The organism is Pseudomonas sp. NFACC25 (assembly GCF_900100935.1).
Taxonomy (GTDB): Bacteria; Pseudomonadota; Gammaproteobacteria; order Pseudomonadales; family Pseudomonadaceae; genus Aquipseudomonas; species Aquipseudomonas marginalis.
The window spans coordinates 527,330-544,190 of the sequence record NZ_FMUC01000003.1; the positions used below are offsets into that span (position 1 = coordinate 527,330).

Annotated in this window: 15 protein-coding genes; 11 read left to right on the top strand and 4 right to left on the bottom strand. The window is 62.7% G+C overall.

The window, feature by feature from the left end; translation table 11 throughout:
• Positions 1–28 precede the first annotated feature (28 nt).
• From BLQ09_RS10130 to pcaC, 10 genes are all read left to right on the top strand, one after another.
• Entirely contained in the window at positions 29–1,369 is a 1,341-nt protein-coding gene (locus BLQ09_RS10130) for a 4-hydroxybenzoate transporter PcaK (protein WP_027604409.1), read from the top strand.
• 146 nt (positions 1,370–1,515) lie between these two features.
• Positions 1,516–2,373 carry a CoA transferase subunit A gene (locus BLQ09_RS10135; RefSeq protein ID WP_027604408.1) on the top strand — a complete coding sequence of 286 codons (858 nt, stop codon included), beginning with the start codon at positions 1,516–1,518 and terminating at the stop codon, positions 2,371–2,373.
• Entirely contained in the window at positions 2,373–3,152 is a 780-nt protein-coding gene (locus tag BLQ09_RS10140) for a CoA-transferase subunit beta (protein ID WP_027604407.1), read from the top strand. Before BLQ09_RS10135 ends, BLQ09_RS10140 begins: the two co-directional genes overlap by 1 nt.
• Positions 3,149–4,351 (top strand): 3-oxoadipyl-CoA thiolase, encoded by a 1,203-nt coding sequence (pcaF, locus tag BLQ09_RS10145; protein ID WP_169898478.1) that lies wholly within the window; start codon positions 3,149–3,151, stop codon positions 4,349–4,351. Before BLQ09_RS10140 ends, pcaF begins: the two co-directional genes overlap by 4 nt.
• 17 nt (positions 4,352–4,368) lie before the next feature.
• Positions 4,369–5,073, top strand: a complete 705-nt coding sequence (gene pcaH, locus BLQ09_RS10150; protein WP_027604405.1) for a protocatechuate 3,4-dioxygenase subunit beta — start codon at positions 4,369–4,371, stop codon at positions 5,071–5,073.
• A 1-nt stretch (position 5,074) separates the two neighbouring features.
• Positions 5,075–5,641 (top strand): protocatechuate 3,4-dioxygenase subunit alpha, encoded by a 567-nt coding sequence (pcaG, locus tag BLQ09_RS10155; protein WP_027604404.1) that lies wholly within the window; start codon positions 5,075–5,077, stop codon positions 5,639–5,641.
• Between the two features lie 155 nt (positions 5,642–5,796).
• Positions 5,797–7,092 (top strand): MFS family transporter, encoded by a 1,296-nt coding sequence (locus tag BLQ09_RS10160; RefSeq protein ID WP_027604403.1) that lies wholly within the window; start codon positions 5,797–5,799, stop codon positions 7,090–7,092.
• Between the two features lie 10 nt (positions 7,093–7,102).
• On the top strand, positions 7,103–8,467 hold the full coding sequence (locus tag BLQ09_RS10165) for a 3-carboxy-cis,cis-muconate cycloisomerase (RefSeq protein WP_027604402.1): 1,365 nt from the start codon (positions 7,103–7,105) through the stop codon (positions 8,465–8,467).
• Between the two features lie 10 nt (positions 8,468–8,477).
• Complete coding sequence (gene pcaD, locus BLQ09_RS10170; protein ID WP_027604401.1) at positions 8,478–9,269, top strand: 3-oxoadipate enol-lactonase; 792 nt, start codon at positions 8,478–8,480, stop codon at positions 9,267–9,269.
• Between the two features lie 287 nt (positions 9,270–9,556).
• A complete protein-coding gene (gene pcaC / locus BLQ09_RS10175) occupies positions 9,557–9,949 on the top strand; it encodes a 4-carboxymuconolactone decarboxylase (RefSeq protein WP_027604400.1) in 393 nt (130 codons plus the stop codon).
• On the opposite strand, the gene BLQ09_RS10180 is transcribed toward pcaC, so the two are convergent.
• The 4 genes from BLQ09_RS10180 to BLQ09_RS10200 all read right to left on the bottom strand — a co-directional run bounded on the left by BLQ09_RS10180 (position 9,950) and on the right by BLQ09_RS10200 (position 15,648).
• Entirely contained in the window at positions 9,950–10,849 is a 900-nt protein-coding gene (locus BLQ09_RS10180) for a polysaccharide deacetylase family protein (protein WP_027604399.1), read from the bottom strand.
• 84 nt (positions 10,850–10,933) lie between these two features.
• Positions 10,934–12,184, bottom strand: a complete 1,251-nt coding sequence (locus tag BLQ09_RS10185) for an OprD family porin (RefSeq protein WP_027604398.1) — start codon at positions 12,182–12,184, stop codon at positions 10,934–10,936.
• A 142-nt stretch (positions 12,185–12,326) separates the two neighbouring features.
• Positions 12,327–13,940, bottom strand: a complete 1,614-nt coding sequence (locus BLQ09_RS10195) for a J domain-containing protein (protein ID WP_027604397.1) — start codon at positions 13,938–13,940, stop codon at positions 12,327–12,329.
• A 10-nt stretch (positions 13,941–13,950) separates the two neighbouring features.
• Entirely contained in the window at positions 13,951–15,648 is a 1,698-nt protein-coding gene (locus BLQ09_RS10200; protein WP_092356500.1) for a molecular chaperone HscC, read from the bottom strand.
• A 195-nt stretch (positions 15,649–15,843) separates the two neighbouring features.
• Here BLQ09_RS10200 and BLQ09_RS10205 point away from each other — a divergent pair, with 195 nt between their 5' ends.
• A complete protein-coding gene (locus BLQ09_RS10205) occupies positions 15,844–16,836 on the top strand; it encodes a hypothetical protein (RefSeq protein WP_139202106.1) in 993 nt (330 codons plus the stop codon).
• Positions 16,837–16,861: the final 25 nt, after the last annotated feature.

Genomic DNA, 16,861 nt, shown 5'->3' on the forward strand with positions numbered 1-16,861 from the left:
GGCCCGCCATCGGTGTGGAATAAGAATAATGAATCAACCTTCTGTCGGCACGACCCTGGACGTCCAGTCCTTCATCAACACCCAGCCACTGTCCCGTTACCAGTGGCGCGTGGTGATCCTGTGTTTCCTCATCGTTTTCCTCGATGGCCTCGACACCGCCGCCATGGGCTTTATCGCGCCCGCGCTGTCCCAGGACTGGGGCATTGACCGCGCCAGCCTTGGCCCGGTGATGAGCGCTGCGTTGATCGGCATGGTGTTCGGCGCCCTGGGTTCCGGACCGCTGGCTGACCGTTTCGGGCGCAAGGTTGTACTGGTGGGCGCGGTGCTGGTGTTTGGCGCCTTCAGCCTGGCCTCGGCCTACAGCAGCAACGTGGATCAATTGCTGGTGCTGCGTTTTCTCACCGGGCTGGGCCTGGGGGCCGGCATGCCGAACGCGACGACCCTGCTCTCCGAATACACCCCTGAACGCCACAAGTCGCTATTGGTGACCAGCATGTTCTGTGGTTTCAACCTGGGCATGGCCGGTGGCGGGTTTATCTCGGCCAAGCTGATCCCGGCGTTCGGCTGGCACGCCTTGTTGATGATCGGCGGCATCCTGCCGTTGATCCTGGTGGTGGTGCTGATGCTGTGGCTGCCGGAATCGGCGCGTTTCCTGGTGGTGCGTAATCGAGGTGTCGATAAGGTGCGCAAGACCCTGTCGCCCATCGAACCCTCTATTGTTGCCCAGGCCACCGCCTTCAGCGTGCCCGAACAAAAAACAGTCAAGGCGCGCAACGTGTTCGCGGTGATTTTCTCGGGCACCTACAGCGCCGGCACCTTGCTGCTGTGGCTCACGTACTTCATGGGCCTGGTGATCGTGTACCTGCTGACCAGTTGGCTGCCGACCCTGATGCGCGACAGCGGCGCCAGCATGGAGCAGGCCGCCTTCATCGGCGCGCTGTTCCAGTTTGGTGGCGTATTGAGCGCCGTCGGCGTGGGATGGGCGATGGACCGGTTCAACCCCCACAAGGTCATCGGCACCTTCTACCTGCTGGCCGGGGTGTTTGCCTACGCGGTGGGGCAAAGCCTGGGCAATATCACCCTATTGGCCACCTTGGTGCTGGTCGCCGGGATGTGCGTCAACGGTGCGCAATCGGCGATGCCATCCCTGGCCGCGCGCTTCTACCCGACCCAAGGCCGCGCCACCGGCGTGTCGTGGATGCTTGGCATCGGCCGTTTCGGCGCGATCCTCGGCGCGTGGATGGGTGCCACCTTGCTGGGCCTGGGCTGGAACTTCGAGCAGGTGCTCACCGCCCTGGTGATTCCGGCCGCTTTGGCCACGGCAGCCGTGGTGATCAAAGGCATGGTCAGCCATGCGGATGCGACCTGAGATCAATCGATAGCCTGCCAACAATCCGTTCGATAATCGAACACTGAGTCGATTATCGGATTGTTTGGCCGATTTCCCCGGCTTAATCTTCAAGCACTTCGGCGCCACCTCAGCGCCTTTTCGATCCACATCGGGAGCCCAACCCCATGGCTGAAATTCTTGCGCTGCGCGACGCGGTGAAGCAATTCGTGAACGACGGCGACACTGTCGCACTGGAAGGCTTCACCCATCTGATCCCTACGGCAGCGGGTCATGAAATCATTCGTCAGGGCAAGAAAGACCTGACGCTGGTGCGTATGACGCCTGACCTGATCTACGACCAGTTGATTGGTGCCGGGTGCGCGCGCAAGTTGATTTTTTCCTGGGGCGGTAACCCGGGTGTAGGTTCCCTGCATCGCCTGCGTGACGCGGTCGAAAAGCAATGGCCGCAACCCTTGGAAATCGAAGAACACAGCCACGCCGACCTGGCCAATGCCTACGTCGCCGGCGCATCGGGCCTGCCGTTCGCGGTGCTGCGCGCCTACGCGGGTTCCGACTTGCCCAAGGTCAACCCGCTGATCAAGAGCGTGACGTGCCCGTTCACCGGTGAAGTGCTGGCAGCGGTGCCGTCGGTGCGTCCGGACGTCACCGTGATCCACGCGCAAAAGGCTGATCGCAAGGGCAACGTGCTGCTCTGGGGCATTCTTGGGGTGCAGAAGGAAGCGGCCCTGGCGGCCAAGCGCTGCATCGTCACCGTGGAAGAAATCGTCGATGACCTGAACGCGCCGATGAACAGTTGCGTACTGCCGACCTGGGCCCTGACTGCGGTGTGCCACGTACCCGGTGGTGCCCATCCGTCCTACGCCCACGGCTACAACGAGCGTGACAATCGCTTCTACCAGGCGTGGGACCCCATCGCCCGCGACCGTGGGACCTTTACTGCCTGGATGGATGAATACATCCACGGCACTGCCGATTTCAGTGAATTCCAGGCCAAGCTGACCACGCAGCAGGAGGCCAAGTAATGGCTTACTCGACCAATGAAATGATGACCGTCGCCGCCGCGCGCCGCCTCAAGAACGGCTCCGTGTGCTTTGTGGGCATCGGCCTGCCGTCCAAGGCCGCCAACCTGGCGCGCCTGACTTCGTCGCCGGATGTGGTGCTGATCTACGAGTCCGGGCCGATTGGCGCCAAGCCCAGCGTATTGCCACTGTCGATCGGTGATGGCGAGCTGGCGGAAACCGCCGACACCGTGGTGCCGACCGGCGAGATTTTTCGCTACTGGCTGCAGGGCGGGCGTATCGACGTGGGCTTCCTCGGTGCCGCGCAAGTCGACCGCTTCGGCAACATCAACACCACCGTGGTCGGTGATTATCACCAACCCAAGGTGCGCCTGCCGGGCGCCGGTGGCGCGCCGGAAATCGCCGGCTCGGCCAAGAGCGTGTTGATCATCCTCAAGCAGTCGTCCCGTTCGTTTGTCGACAAGCTGGACTTCATCACCTCGGTCGGCCACGGCGAAGGTGGGGATTCGCGCAAACGCCTGGGGCTGCCGGGTGCCGGTCCTGTCGGAATCATTACCGACCTGTGCATCATGGAACCGGAAGAGGGCACCCATGAATTCGTGGTCACCGCCCTCCATCCGGGCGTGACCCGCGAGCAAGTCGTAGCGGCCACCGGTTGGGCGATTCGATTTGCCGAGCAGGTCAGCACCACCGCCGAGCCGACCGAGGTCGAGTTGACCGCCCTGCGTGACCTCGAAGCACGCACGGCCGCCGCCCACGGCCAAGCACCGGGAGAAGCCTGATGCGCGAGGTGTTTATCTGCGATGCGATTCGCACCCCCATCGGCCGCTTTGGCGGTGGCCTGTCCAGCGTGCGCGCCGATGACCTGGCGGCCGTGCCGATCAAGGCGCTGATCGAGCGCAACCCTTCCGTGGACTGGTCGGCCGTTGACGAGGTGTTCCTCGGCTGCGCCAACCAGGCCGGTGAAGACAACCGCAACGTCGCCCGCATGGCGTTGCTGCTGGCCGGCCTGCCGGAAAGCATTCCCGGCGTCACCCTCAACCGTCTGTGCGCCTCGGGCATGGATGCGATCGGCACCGCGTTTCGCGCCATCGCCAGTGGCGAAATGGAGCTGGCGATTGCCGGTGGCGTCGAGTCGATGTCCCGTGCGCCGTTCGTGATGGGCAAGGCGGATGCGGCGTTTTCGCGCAACATGAAGCTGGAAGACACCACCATCGGCTGGCGTTTTATCAACCCGTTGATGAAGGCCCAGTACGGCGTGGACGCCATGCCGCAGACCGCCGATAACGTCGCCGACGACTACCAGGTCTCCCGCGCCGACCAGGACGCCTTTGCCCTGCGCAGCCAGCAACGCACCGCCGCCGCCCAGGCGGCCGGGTTCTTCGCCGAAGAAATCGTGCCGGTGCGGGTCGCCCATAAAAAAGGCGAAACCGTGGTGGAGCACGATGAGCACCCCAGGGACACCACCCTTGAAGCCCTGGCCAAACTCAAACCGGTCAACGGCCCGGACAAGACCGTCACCGCGGGCAATGCCTCGGGGGTGAACGACGGTGCGGCCGCACTGATCCTGGCGTCTGCCGAAGCGGTGAAAAAACACGGCCTGACTGCCCGCGCCCGGGTGCTGGGCATGGCCAGCGCCGGTGTTGCGCCACGGGTGATGGGCATCGGCCCTGTGCCGGCGGTACGCAAGCTGGTGGAACGCCTGGGCCTGGCCGTGACTGACTTCGATGTGATCGAACTCAACGAAGCCTTCGCCAGCCAAGGCCTGGCGGTGCTGCGTGAACTGGGCATCGCCGACGATGCACCCCAGGTCAACCCGAACGGTGGCGCCATCGCACTGGGCCACCCCTTGGGCATGAGCGGTGCACGGCTGGTATTGACGGCCCTGCATCAGTTGGAAAAAACCGGCGGCCGTAAAGGCCTGGCGACCATGTGCGTGGGCGTCGGCCAAGGCCTGGCCCTGGCGATCGAACGCATCTAATAAGAGAGGACAGCTCCATGAGTGACAAGCCCGGTTACCGGCGCCCGCAAGCGGGCACTCAACCTGATTACCTGCACCCGGCCTACCAGTCGACGAACCTGCGTTCGCCGTCCCAGCCGTTGGTGTTCCTGCCCCATTCCTTGTCGGAAATCACCGGCCCGACCATCGGCGCCGAGCGAGTCAGCGAGAAGGACAACGACCTCACCGCCCAACACGACGGCGAACCGTTGGGCGAACGCATCATCATTCATGGCCGCGTGCTGGATGAAAACGGCCTGCCGGTGCCGGGCATCCTCGTGGAGATCTGGCAGGCCAACGCCGCCGGTCGCTACAACCACAAGCGCGACCTGCACGATGCGCCGCTGGACCCGAACTTCACCGGCACCGGGCGCACCGTCACCGACGCCGATGGCTGGTACCAGTTCCAGACCATCAAGCCTGGGGCCTACCCATGGGGCAACCACCACAACGCGTGGCGTCCGGCGCATATCCATTTTTCGCTGTTCGGCCCGAGCGTGCTGACACGCCTGGTGACGCAGATGTATTTCCCTGGCGACCCGCTGCTGGAATACGACCCGATCTACAACTGTGTGCCGGATACCAGCGCCAAGGAACGCCTGATCGCCCGTTTCGACCTGGAAAAGACCATTCCTTCCTATGCCCTCGGCTACCGCTGGGACATCGTCCTGCGCGGCCGCGACGCCACGCCGATGGAGAAATGAGATGACACTCAACGCGACCACGTCCCACACCGTCGGGCCGTACTACCACATCGGCCTGACCTGGCTGAACCGCGAGGATTTGACCGTCGCCGCCACCCTCGGCGAGCGCGTGGCGATCAGCGGGCAAGTGGTGGACGGCAACGGTGATGTTGTCAACGACGCCATGCTCGAAGTCTGGCAGGCCAATGCCGCCGGCAAGTACGACCACCCTGAAGATGAGCAGGACAAGGCGCTCGACCCGAACTTCGAAGGCTTTGGCCGGGTGCCGGTGGATGCCGAAGGGCGCTTCCGCTTTACCACGATCAAGCCGGGCAGCGTGCCGGGCCTGCAAGGCACGACCCAGGCGCCGCACCTGGTGGTGCTGGTGTTTGCCCGTGGGCTGGTGAAGCACCTGCTGACGCGGATTTATTTCGAGGGCGAGGCGTTGAATGGGGATGACCCGTTGCTGGCCTGTGTGCCTGCCGAGCGGCGCGGCACGTTGATTGCCAAGCCGGACGCGGCGGGTGTGCATCAGTGGAATGTGATTTTGCAGGGCACAGATAAGGAGACGGTGTTCTTCGATTATTGAGTCGCTTGTCAGGGCCCCATCGGGGGCAAGCCCCCTCCCACATTTTGATGTGGGAGGGGGCCGGTTCAGGCACTGCCTACGCAAAAGTCTGCTTGCGGAACATGGTTGTTGCAAAGTATGTCTAGGCTATAACCGTTCCCACTGAGTGAAAAACCATGACAACAACCACCAGTCACTACACCGGAGAAGAGCGCAGCAAACGGATCTTTGCGATTGTCGGTGCCTCCTCCGGCAACCTGGTCGAATGGTTCGACTTCTACGTCTATGCCTTCTGCGCCATCTACTTCGCCCCCGCGTTTTTCCCGTCGGATGACCCCACGGTCCAACTGCTCAACACCGCTGGCGTGTTCGCCGCCGGCTTCCTGATGCGCCCCATCGGCGGCTGGCTGTTCGGCCGGGTCGCCGACAAGCACGGGCGCAAGAATTCGATGATGATCTCGGTGCTGATGATGTGCGCCGGTTCCCTGGTCATCGCCTTTTTGCCCACCTACAAAGACATCGGCGCCTGGGCCCCGGCCCTGCTGCTGGTGGCGCGGCTGTTCCAGGGCCTGTCGGTGGGGGGCGAATATGGCACCACCGCCACCTACATGAGTGAAGTCGCACTCAAGGGCCAGCGTGGGTTTTTCGCCTCGTTCCAGTACGTGACCCTGATCGGTGGCCAACTGTTGGCGGTGCTGGTGGTGGTGATCCTGCAACAGATCCTCACTGAGGAAGAACTGCGGGCCTGGGGCTGGCGGATTCCGTTCGTGATCGGTGCGATTGCCGCGGTGATCTCCCTGCTGCTGCGCCGCACCCTCAAGGAAACCACCAGCAAGGAAACCCGCGCGGACAAGGACGCCGGCAGTATCGCCGCGCTGTTCCGTGACCATAAGGCGGCATTCATCACCGTGCTCGGCTACACCGCAGGCGGTTCGCTGATTTTCTACACCTTTACCACCTACATGCAGAAGTACCTGGTGAACACCGCCGGGATGCACGCCAAGACCGCCAGTTACATCATGACCGGCGCGCTGTTCCTGTACATGTGCATGCAGCCGCTGTTCGGCATGCTGGCCGACAAGATCGGCCGGCGTAACTCGATGCTGTGGTTCGGCGCGTTGGGCACACTGTGCACGGTGCCGATCCTGCTCAGCTTGAAAACCGTCAGCAGTCCGTTCCTGGCGTTTGTGCTGATCACCCTGGCCCTGGCGATTGTCAGCTTCTACACCTCGATCAGCGGCCTGGTGAAGGCGGAAATGTTCCCGCCACAAGTGCGCGCCCTGGGCGTGGGCCTGGCCTATGCGGTGGCCAACGCGATCTTCGGCGGCTCGGCGGAATACGTGGCCCTGGGCCTCAAATCCATGGGCATGGAAAACACCTTCTATTGGTATGTCACCGGCATGATGGCGGTGGCCTTCCTGTTCAGCTTGCGTTTGCCGAAACAGGCGGCGTACCTGCATCACGATTTGTAAGGGATGAGTTATGACACTGCGCACGAGCAATCAACTGTTCGACGCTTACTTCACCGCTGACAGCATGGCCGAGGTGTTCTGCGACCAGGGACGCCTGCAGGGCATGCTCGATTTCGAAGCCGCGCTCGCCCGGGCGCAGGCCCGGGTCGGGTTGATCCCGCAGGCGTCCGTGGCGCCGATTGCCCAGGCCTGCCTGGCGTCGCTGTACGACGTGGACGCCCTCGGCGTGGCGATTGCCACGGCGGGGAATTCCGCGATTCCGCTGGTGAAGGCCCTGGGCAAGTTGATTGCCAGCGGGGATGCCGGGGCCGAACGTTATGTGCACCTGGGCGCGACCAGCCAGGACGTGATGGACACCGGGCTGGTGCTGCAACTGCGCCGGGCCCTGGGGTTGATCGAAACGGACCTGGCGCGTCTGGGCGACGTGCTGGCCGCCCAGGCCCAGCGTTATGCGACGACGCCGTTGGCCGGGCGTACCTGGTTACAGCACGCGACGCCGGTCACCCTGGGGATGAAGATTGCCGGTTGGCTGGGCGCGGTGACGCGCAGTCGCCAGCGTTTGAAAGAACTGCAACCGCGTTTGCTGGTGCTGCAATTCGGCGGCGCGTCCGGGACGTTGGCGGCACTCGGCGAACACGCCATGCCGGTGGCCGAGGCGCTGGCGGCAGAGTTGAAGCTGAGCTTGCCTGAACAACCCTGGCACACCCAACGGGATCGTCTGGTGGAGTTCGCCTCCGTCCTGGGCCTGATCGCCGGCAGCCTCGGCAAACTGGGCCGCGATATCAGCCTGCTGATGCAAACTGAAGCGGCCGAAGTGTTCGAGCCGTCGGCGCCCGGCAAGGGCGGTTCGTCGACCATGCCGCACAAACGCAACCCGGTGGGCGCGGCTGTGCTGATCAGCACCGCCACGCGCGTGCCCGGCCTGGTGGCGACGATGTTCAACGCCATGCCCCAGGAACATGAACGCAGCCTGGGCCTGTGGCACGCCGAATGGGAAACCTTGCCGGAGATTTGCCGCCTGGTGTCCGGGGCCTTGAAACAAGCGCTGCTGGTGAGCGAAGGGTTGGAAGTCGACCCCGGACGTATGGCCCACAACCTCGACCTGACCCAAGGCCTGGTGCTGGCCGAAGCCGTCAGCATCGTGCTGGCTCAACGCCTGGGCCGGGAAACCGCGCACCACCTGCTGGAGCAATGCTGCAAACGCGCCGTCGCAGAAGGGCGCCACTTGCGCGCGGTGCTGGCGGACGAACCGCAGGTCACCGCCGAGTTGTCCGCCCCTGAGTTGGACCGCCTGCTCGACCCGGCCCACTACCTGGGCCAGGCGCCCACCTGGGTCACTCGCGCTGTCACCGAACACTTTGCATTGACCGCCTAAGGAGAACGCTGTGGCTTTCGTACAACTCGCCGAGGGCGAACTGCATTACCAACTCGATGGCCCCGTGGACGCACCGGTGCTGGTGCTGTCCAACTCGCTGGGTACCGACCTGCATATGTGGGACATCCAGATCCCGGCGTTGACCGAGCATTTCCGGGTGTTGCGTTTCGACACCCGTGGCCACGGCAAATCCCTGGTGACCGAGGGACCGTACAGCATCGAGCAGTTGGGCCACGACGTGATCGCACTGCTGGATGCGCTGGATATTCAGCGTGCGCACTTTTGCGGGCTGTCCATGGGCGGCTTGATCGGCCAATGGCTGGGGATTAATGCCGGTGAGCGCCTGCAGCGCCTGGTGGTGTGCAACACCGCCGCCAAAATCGGCACGCCGGAGATCTGGAACCCACGGATCGAGATGGTCCAGCGTGATGGCGCGGCGGCCATGGTGGCCTTGCGCGATGCGTCGATTGCGCGTTGGTTCACCGCCGATTTTGCGGCAGCCAACCCGCACCAGGCCAAGCAGATCACCGACATGCTTGCCGCGACTTCGCCCCCAGGTTACGCGGCCAACTGCGCCGCCGTGCGTGATGCGGATTTCCGTGAGCAGTTGCCGAAGATCAAGGCACGCACCCTGGTGATTGCCGGCACTGAAGACGCCGTGACCCCACCGGCCGGTGGCCACTTTATCCAGCACCATGTGCAGGGCGCCGAGTACGCCGAGTTCTACGCGGCGCACCTGTCCAACGTACAGGCTGGCGCTGCATTCAGTGACCGGGTTATCAAATTCCTGCTGGCCCGCTGAGGCCGCTGTTGTGGCAACTGGCTCGTTGTGGCAAGTGGGCTTCCTGTGGCGAGCGGGCTTCCTGTGGTGAGCGGGCTTCTTGTGGTGAGCGGGCTTGCCCCGCGCTGGGGCGCGAAGCGGCCCCAAATCAGGCGCCACGGTCTGTCTGAAATAATTCGGCGTCCGTATTGGGGCTGCTTCGCAGCCCAGCGCGGGGCAAGCCCGCTCACCACAAGAAGCCCGCTCACCACAGGAGCCCGCTCGCCACAGGTCATCGAGTTGAAATTTTATTGAACCAGGAGTTTTTTGTGGACGAGAAACAACGTTACGCCGACGGCCTGCAGGTGCGCCGCGAAGTGCTGGGCGATGCCCATGTCGACCGCAGCCTCAATGCCTTGACCGAGTTCAACAGCGAGTTCCAGGACATGATCACCCGCCACGCCTGGGGTGACATCTGGACCCGCCCCGGGCTGCCTCGCCACACCCGCAGCCTGATCACCATCGCCATGCTGATCGGCATGAACCGCAGCGAAGAACTCAAGCTGCACCTGCGCGCCGCCGCCAGCAACGGCGTGACCCGTGCCGAGATCAAGGAAGTGCTGATGCAGAGCGCGATCTATTGCGGGATCCCGGCGGCGAATGCCACGTTTCACCTGGCGGAGTCTGTATGGGATGAGCTGGGTGTCGAGTCGCGCGAGTGATCAGTGGGAGTCGGCGTCCCACACCCAATTCCACACGCCCGGAAGATGCACGGCTTCATTCACGTCTTTGACCGTACGCGCCAGCGCCGCGCGTTGCAGGGCGGCCGTATCGGTGTAGAACGGTTCGGCAGCCGTCTTCATGCCATTGACTCGTGCGCTGTCCAGCAGGATCTGCAGGTATTCCTGCATATGCCGCGCGGTATAGCGGTTGATATCGTGGAAGGTCACCACCACCGGTATCACGCCGTCCACCGTCGGTAGCTCCCCCAGCGCGATGCGCTCGCGCACCACCGACAGTTGTCGATACAGGTTGGCGCGGCGCCTTGGGCTGCCATTGAAGCCCCAGATCTTGCCGTCATTGGCGCTCAGGTCGGTCAGCAGGACCTGCATGCCATGGCGCTGGTAGGCGGCGAAGGTGCGCCGGTCGTAGTTCCAGAACGGCGGGCGGACCAGCACGGGCGGCGCGCCGGTGATCGAGGCGATATCGCTCGCGCCCTGGCTGAGGGTGCGCTCCAGCTCGGCATCATTCAGCCAGCGGTGGTTGGTATGAAAGGTCGTGGCAGTGTGAAAAGCCAGCACATGCCCGCCGGCGTATTCACGCTCCATCGTCTTGCGCCCCCGCGAGCTGCCGCCGGAACGCGACGATTCGGTCTGCAGGAAGAACACCGCCTTGATCCCCGGCAGCACCGGGTTGTGCGCCAGGTCGGCGAGCACTGAACGGCTGGGGTTGTCGTAGCCCGAGGCGCTGGGGCCGTCATCGAAAGTCAGCAAAAAACGGATCGGCGCCTGGGCCTGCAGGCGTTGCTCGGTCTGCGCGGTCAGGGCGATGGGTGCGCCGATACAGCCGCTGAGGCTCAAGGCCAGGGCAAGCACGGCGGATGCGATGGCAAAGGATTTCATGGTGTGCACAGGCTCGGATAAGAGGCCGCTGCTGGGCGGATCAGCAGCGGCAGGCGCGCACCATACAGTAAGTGCGGCGCCGGATTACAGCAGACTTATCGGGTAACTGACGATCAACCGGTTTTCATCGAACTCATTGTTGCTGTAGTCGCGGCGCATGCTCGAATTGCGCCAGCGCACCGTGAGGTTCTTCACCACGCCGCTTTGCACGGTATAACCCAATTCGCTTTCGCGGCCCCACTCCTTGCCGTCGGTGACGGTGCCGGTGTGCACGTTGCTGCCGCTGATATAGCGGTTCATCAGGGTCAGGCCCGGTACGCCGAGGGCGGCGAAGTTGTAGTCGTGGCGCACCTGCCAGGATTTTTCCTCGGCGTTGTCGTAACTCGAGTTGTAGCTGTCGTTGGCCAGGGTGCCGCCGCTGGTGCCGTTGACGCGCATCCACGCGCTGTTGCCGGTGAGTTTTTGCAGGCCGACGTAGAAGGTGTTGCCGCCATACTTGGCCGAGAACAGGCCGGACCAGGTCTTGTTGTCCAGGTCGCCGGCGCGGGCGCTGCCGTCGTCCTTGCCGTAGAAGAACCCGAGGTTGGCGCCCAGGGTCCAGTCGCCCAGGGGCTGGCTGTGGATCAGGTTGACGAACTGCTGGCTGTAGATGTCCTTGAGCTGGGCGTTCCACACGCCGACCTGGGTGCGTTTGTCGTTGAAGGCGTACTCGCCGCCCTGGAAGTTGAAGCGGTCCGAGGTGAACGCGGTTTTGCCGACCATCGACATGTCCGACATGCTGCTGTCGTCGCGCGGGCTGTTGGCGCGGAACTGGCCGCCGTACAGGGTCAGGCCGTCGATTTCCTTCGAGGTGATCTGCCCGCCGCGCAGGGTTTGCGGCAGGGAGCGGCCATCGTCGGCACGCAGGATCGGCAGCACCGGCATCCATTCGCCGACCTTCACTTCGGTCTTGGAAATACGCGCCTTGAACGCCACGCCGAGACGCCCGAATTCATCCGCAGGGCGGCCATCGTGGTCCAGCGGCAACAACTGGGTGCCGCCGGTACCGCGCCCGCCATCGAGCTTCAACGAGTACAGCCCGAGCACATCCACACCGAAACCGACGGTGCCTTGGGTAAAGCCGGACTTGGCGTCGAGGATGAAACTCTGTGTCCACTCCTGCGCGCCACCCTGGGTTTTGGTGGGGTTGGTGAAATTGCGGTTGAAGAAGAAATTACGCAGGTTGAGGTTGGCGCTGGCGTCCTCCAGAAAACCGTGTTCTTCGGCGACGACGGGCAGGGCAAGACTGGCGATAGCGGTGGCCAGCAGGAGCCGGCGCGGGTGAAAAGTGCTCATGGTGGTGGACCTGTTGTTATTGGGTTTATGCAGGTGGCGGCCATGGTGCGGGGCGGTGCGGGGGCGGTTCAATCGGGGCAGGGCGGGTTGTGGGCGATGATCGAACGCAAGTTGCCGGGCGCTGAGGCCCGGCATTGGCGGGTTATCGTTTGGGCAGGTCGAAGTGGGTCCAGGGCACCGCCGGCAAATAATGCTGGGCGGCAATGATCAGCGCCACCATCACCACCAGGAACACCCCTTGCAGAGGGCTCCAGAAGGCCCAGTGCAGGCCGTTCAACCAGGGGTAGCCTTCGGCGAACTTCTGGCTCATATGACCGATGCGTTTTTTGTGCAGCAGGTTGATCAGCAGCGCGCCGGCATAGGTCAGCGCACCCAGTACACCAAGCATCAAACCGCAGGCCACCAGCATGATCGCCTGCGGTACGCCGTGGCGAATCACCAGCCAGTAGTCGTTGGGGTTGATTCGCTTGGGGATCAGGTACTGGCTCAGCCACACATCCAGCACCCGATAGGTTGAACTCATCCCGGCCCACATTTGGGTGACGCGAAAGCCAACGGCCGCCGGCACGAACGCCATCAGCATGAAAATGACCAGCGACATCCCGTCCATTCTGTCTGGCTTATCATGGGCGATGCTCAGGCCAAGCCCCAGGGCGAAGACGGCCCATAGCCGGATAAACACCTGGGTGTAGATCGGCCGGGGCACGAATTTGCGCCAAAAGAACAGGTCTGTTTGAGGCAGGCGCTCGACCAGTTGCGGATAGCGCCAGGTCAGTGTTTGCGCCAGGTGCTGGCAGGCGTTCCACTCGTTCTCGCCAAATCCATCGATCAGGCGTTTGTGTTGCGTGGCGGACATCGGCATCAGCAGCAGGCGTGCGGCCAGGGCATCGGCTGATGTGCGCCGCGTGTCCTGGGCCTTGTCCTGCAGGTTGGCGTAGAAGCTTTCCTGTTCGCAACGGGACACCAGTTCGCGCCACATCCACGCCGGTTCCGGGTAGACGCCTTTCTGGTCGTCCCAGCCGAATGCCTGGCACACCCGCTCGAACAGCGGCACGCTCCACTGGGTGTCATGCAGCAGGTGCAGGACGATGCGCTGCCACTGCTGTTGCAGGTCGAACACCCGCAGCCAGGGTTGGTCGTTGTACTGCGTGAGCTGGGTGATGAACTCGCGCTCGGCCTTTTGCTCCAGCAGTTCCTGCAGGGTGCGGCGGTAGTCTTGCAGCAGCTCGCCGGTCAGTGCTTCGTATTGCCAGGACGTCATCGCCACCTGCTGCCAGGGGGTCAGCCATTCCAGGTGTTGCGCGGCCCAAGCGGCGATGGCGCTGCGTTCGCCCGGTGCTTCGAAACAATGGCGCAACAGGCCGGCCTGGAACGCCTCGGTGCAGCCCTGTTGCCGAGCCTGGGCCCAGCGTTCATCGAGGTTACCCGCGGTCAGGCCGTCGAGCAGGGTCTGGGCCGGGTCCGGAGTGGGTGCGTCGAAGGGCGCCGGGCTGACGGGGCTGATGTCCAGCAGTTCGGCCAGGTCATTCAGGTTGGTGTAGACCGCTTCGGCCACGGGCGCCTGGACGGGTTCTGCCTCTTCGTTATCCGCTCGCCAGCGTGCTTCATTCAGCGCGTGTTCATAGGCCTCGCGCAGGCGCTGGAAGCCTTGGGCGTCGTCGTCCGGGCGGCAGCCTTTGAGCAAGCGCGCATAGCTGCGCTTGATGCTGCGCTCGTCGGCGTCCTCCGGCAGTTGCAGTACGGTCCAGCAATCCATCGGTGTGCCCTCAGCGCCAGAACCCGTTGTCGAGTTGCTCAAGTTGACGGCTCAGTTCGCTGCGCGCTTCGCGGATGCGGCGTTCGTCCTGGGTGTCGAGTACCTGCTGGAACTGCGCCGCCCAATGCCCGAGCTGTTCGCGCAGCTCGCCGAGGTTTTCCTGGTAGAGCCGTTCGAGGCGGGCGACGAGCACGGTATTGACCTGCTGGTCGCGGGGGTGGACCTTCAATTGCGCCAGGGCTTGCAGGCGTTGCTGGATCTCCTGCGGGTTGAGCACGCCGGGGTTGTTCTCGATCACCAGCGAATGCTGCTCGCCGGTCAGCGGGATATTCACCTGGGCTTCCAGCAGGCCGTTGTTGTCGTAGGTGAAACGCACGTCCAGGGAGACTTCACCGGCCTTGCGCTTGGGCACCGGAATATCCAGTTGGCCCAGCTCGATGTTGTCTTTGACCAGGCGGCTTTCGCCCTGATAAATCTTCAGCAGTACGTGGGCCTGGTCGTCGTGCAGGGTGACCACGCTTTTGACCCGGCTCACCGGCACGCTGCTGTTGCGTTCGATCAACGGCAGGTAATGGCCGCTTTCGATATGGCCGCCGTACTGGTTGGAGGTTTCGATCCCCAGGGTGTAGGGGCAGACGTCGGTCAGCACCACTTCTTCGAGGGCCGCGGAACGGGCCTTGAGGGCGGCCTGGATCGCCGCACCATGGGCGACCACCTGATCGGGATCGAGGCTGATGGAGGGAAAGCGCCCGAACAGGCCGGCGGCGAGTTTGCGCACCAGCGGCATGCGTGTGGTACCGCCCACCAGCAGGATTTCATCCAGGTCGCCGACCCGAATCCGCGCATCGCGCAGGGCGCGTTCGATCGGCGCGCGCAGGCGTTCCAGCAGCGGCGTGTAGAGCTTGGCCAGTTCCTGTTGGGTGATGGTTTTTGTCCATTGCTGGCCGTCGATGCGCAGGGCGAACTCGGCGCTGTCGTCCTGGCCCAAGGCTTTGCGTACGCGCTCGGCTTCGCGGCGCAGGGCTTGCAGCACCGTGCTGGTGGGCGGGAAACCCGTGGCGTTGCGTTGGCTGTCGACAAAGTGTTCGAGCAACAGGGTGTCGAAGTCTTCGCCGCCGAGAAAGTTGTCGCCGGCGCTGGCGCGTACTTCCATCACCCCGTCGAACAGCTCGATGATCGACACGTCGAAGGTGCCGCCGCCAAGGTCGAAGACCAGGAACGAGGTTTCTTTATCACGCTGGTGCAGGCCGTAGGCCAAGGCCGCGGCGGTCGGTTCGTTGATCAGTTTCTCAACGCTGAGCCCGGCCAGTTCACCGGCGATGCGCGTGGCCTTGCGTTGGCCGTCGCTGAAATAGGCGGGCACGCTGATCACCGCGTCGGTAACGGTTTGGCCGTAGGTGCGCTCGATGTCTTCCTTGAGGCTTTTGAGTACCAGCGCCGAGAGTTCTTCGGGGCGGAACGAGCGGTCGCCCAGGCGCACCTCGGTGGCGCTGCCCATGTAGCGCTTGAACAGCGAAGTCGTCAGGTGCGGGTGGGTGTGCAGGCGCTCCTTGGCGGCCTGGCCCACCAGGACACGGCCTTGGTCATCCAGCCCGACCACGCTGGGGGTCAGCAACTGGCCCAGGGCATTGGGCACCATTTCGGCGGCATCGCCGCGCCAGACGGCTGCGAGACTGTTAGTGGTCCCCAGGTCGATTCCTACGATCATTACGACAAGCTCCCTCTGTGGTCTGTAAGAATCTGTGACAGATTTTAACCTGAAAGGTTGAGCGCAAAGCAAGGCGGGAGCGCTTTGTGACGAGCGGGGCAAGCCCGCTCGCCACAAAGCGCTTGGCCAACCTGTCAGCCTTATGTTTAACCGCTTCTGCGTCTACTGTCAGGGTTGACAGTAGATGGCCCGTTTTTGAACGCCTATGTTCAAGGCGGTGGCAGTATTTTTCTGGTGCTCAAGGGAGAAGTGCTCATGAGCTTTGGAACAGACATAGGTGAGTTGTTAACGTCGTCGAATACGTTCAACGCGGACCTGATCTTTGGGAGTAACAAGAAGATCCCGATTACATTCGACACATTCGAGTTGATCTATATCGAGGGTGCTCAGTTTTCCATTTGTTTAGGGTTTGAAGACAATCCCGGTTCGAAAAATGAACTGACCCTTAAGGCTGAAGGGCTGAAAGCAGGCCAGACCTATCCGATCCGGCCGGAGGACCCTGGAGTCAGGGCGGCTTTTGCCTTGGGAAACCGCATCGAGTATTTCCCGGACGAATATTCGGGGTCCCTGACGGTTGACCTTCTTGAATACAAGGACGGCCGTATAGCGCTGAGCATGCAGTTTTCCATCTACTTCAAGCCAGATGGCAAGGGCGATATGGAAGTTGTCTGCCATGCCCTTCAAATCACCTGCGCGTTAGCAAACCACGGCGCAACGGGTAAGTTTGTCCCCAAGCACCGAGTGCAAGCGAAGGTTCCAGTTCTTTGTGAGATCAACGCCAGTGTCAATGGCAGTTATGACCCCATCGACCTGGGTAATGTATTTTTCGTGATCTACTCAGACTCGAGTTATTTTATTCAGTGCTTGCCCCGTGATGGAGGTGATCGTGCGGTCCTCGAGTTCGCAGGGAGAGAGCTGAAAACCTTTACTGATTACCCGATCACAGGGCCTGGGGGGCCGCCAAATAGTGTTGATACGCTTTTTATTATGCGGCCTGAATTCTCATACGGGTTTTCTGATCCGACGGGTACATTCCGCGTAAGGCGCACTGATCATCCAGACGAAGGGTTCTGGTTTATCGGTGAGTTTAATTTCTCAATCACTGCTCGTGGCTCGGACGGTCAAAACACCCAGTATGATATTTCGAGTTCTGTGTTCCAGGTTCAAGTCAGTGAATTGAGAACTTAACCTTGGCACCCAGCCTGTAAAATAT

Excerpts from the sequence above, each read along its gene's own strand:
- BLQ09_RS10165 (WP_027604402.1), top strand. The coding sequence starts at position 7,103 with ATGACACTGCGCACGAGCAATCAACTGTTCGACGCTTACTTCACCGCT.
- pcaG (WP_027604404.1), top strand. The coding sequence starts at position 5,075 with ATGACACTCAACGCGACCACGTCCCACACCGTCGGGCCGTACTACCAC.
- BLQ09_RS10195 (WP_027604397.1), bottom strand. The coding sequence starts at position 13,940 with ATGGATTGCTGGACCGTACTGCAACTGCCGGAGGACGCCGACGAGCGC.
- BLQ09_RS10140 (WP_027604407.1), top strand. The coding sequence starts at position 2,373 with ATGGCTTACTCGACCAATGAAATGATGACCGTCGCCGCCGCGCGCCGC.
- BLQ09_RS10200 (WP_092356500.1), bottom strand. The coding sequence starts at position 15,648 with ATGATCGTAGGAATCGACCTGGGGACCACTAACAGTCTCGCAGCCGTC.
- pcaH (WP_027604405.1), top strand. The coding sequence starts at position 4,369 with ATGAGTGACAAGCCCGGTTACCGGCGCCCGCAAGCGGGCACTCAACCT.
- BLQ09_RS10130 (WP_027604409.1), top strand. The coding sequence starts at position 29 with ATGAATCAACCTTCTGTCGGCACGACCCTGGACGTCCAGTCCTTCATC.
- BLQ09_RS10180 (WP_027604399.1), bottom strand. The coding sequence starts at position 10,849 with ATGAAATCCTTTGCCATCGCATCCGCCGTGCTTGCCCTGGCCTTGAGC.
- BLQ09_RS10135 (WP_027604408.1), top strand. The coding sequence starts at position 1,516 with ATGGCTGAAATTCTTGCGCTGCGCGACGCGGTGAAGCAATTCGTGAAC.
- BLQ09_RS10185 (WP_027604398.1), bottom strand. The coding sequence starts at position 12,184 with ATGAGCACTTTTCACCCGCGCCGGCTCCTGCTGGCCACCGCTATCGCC.
- BLQ09_RS10160 (WP_027604403.1), top strand. The coding sequence starts at position 5,797 with ATGACAACAACCACCAGTCACTACACCGGAGAAGAGCGCAGCAAACGG.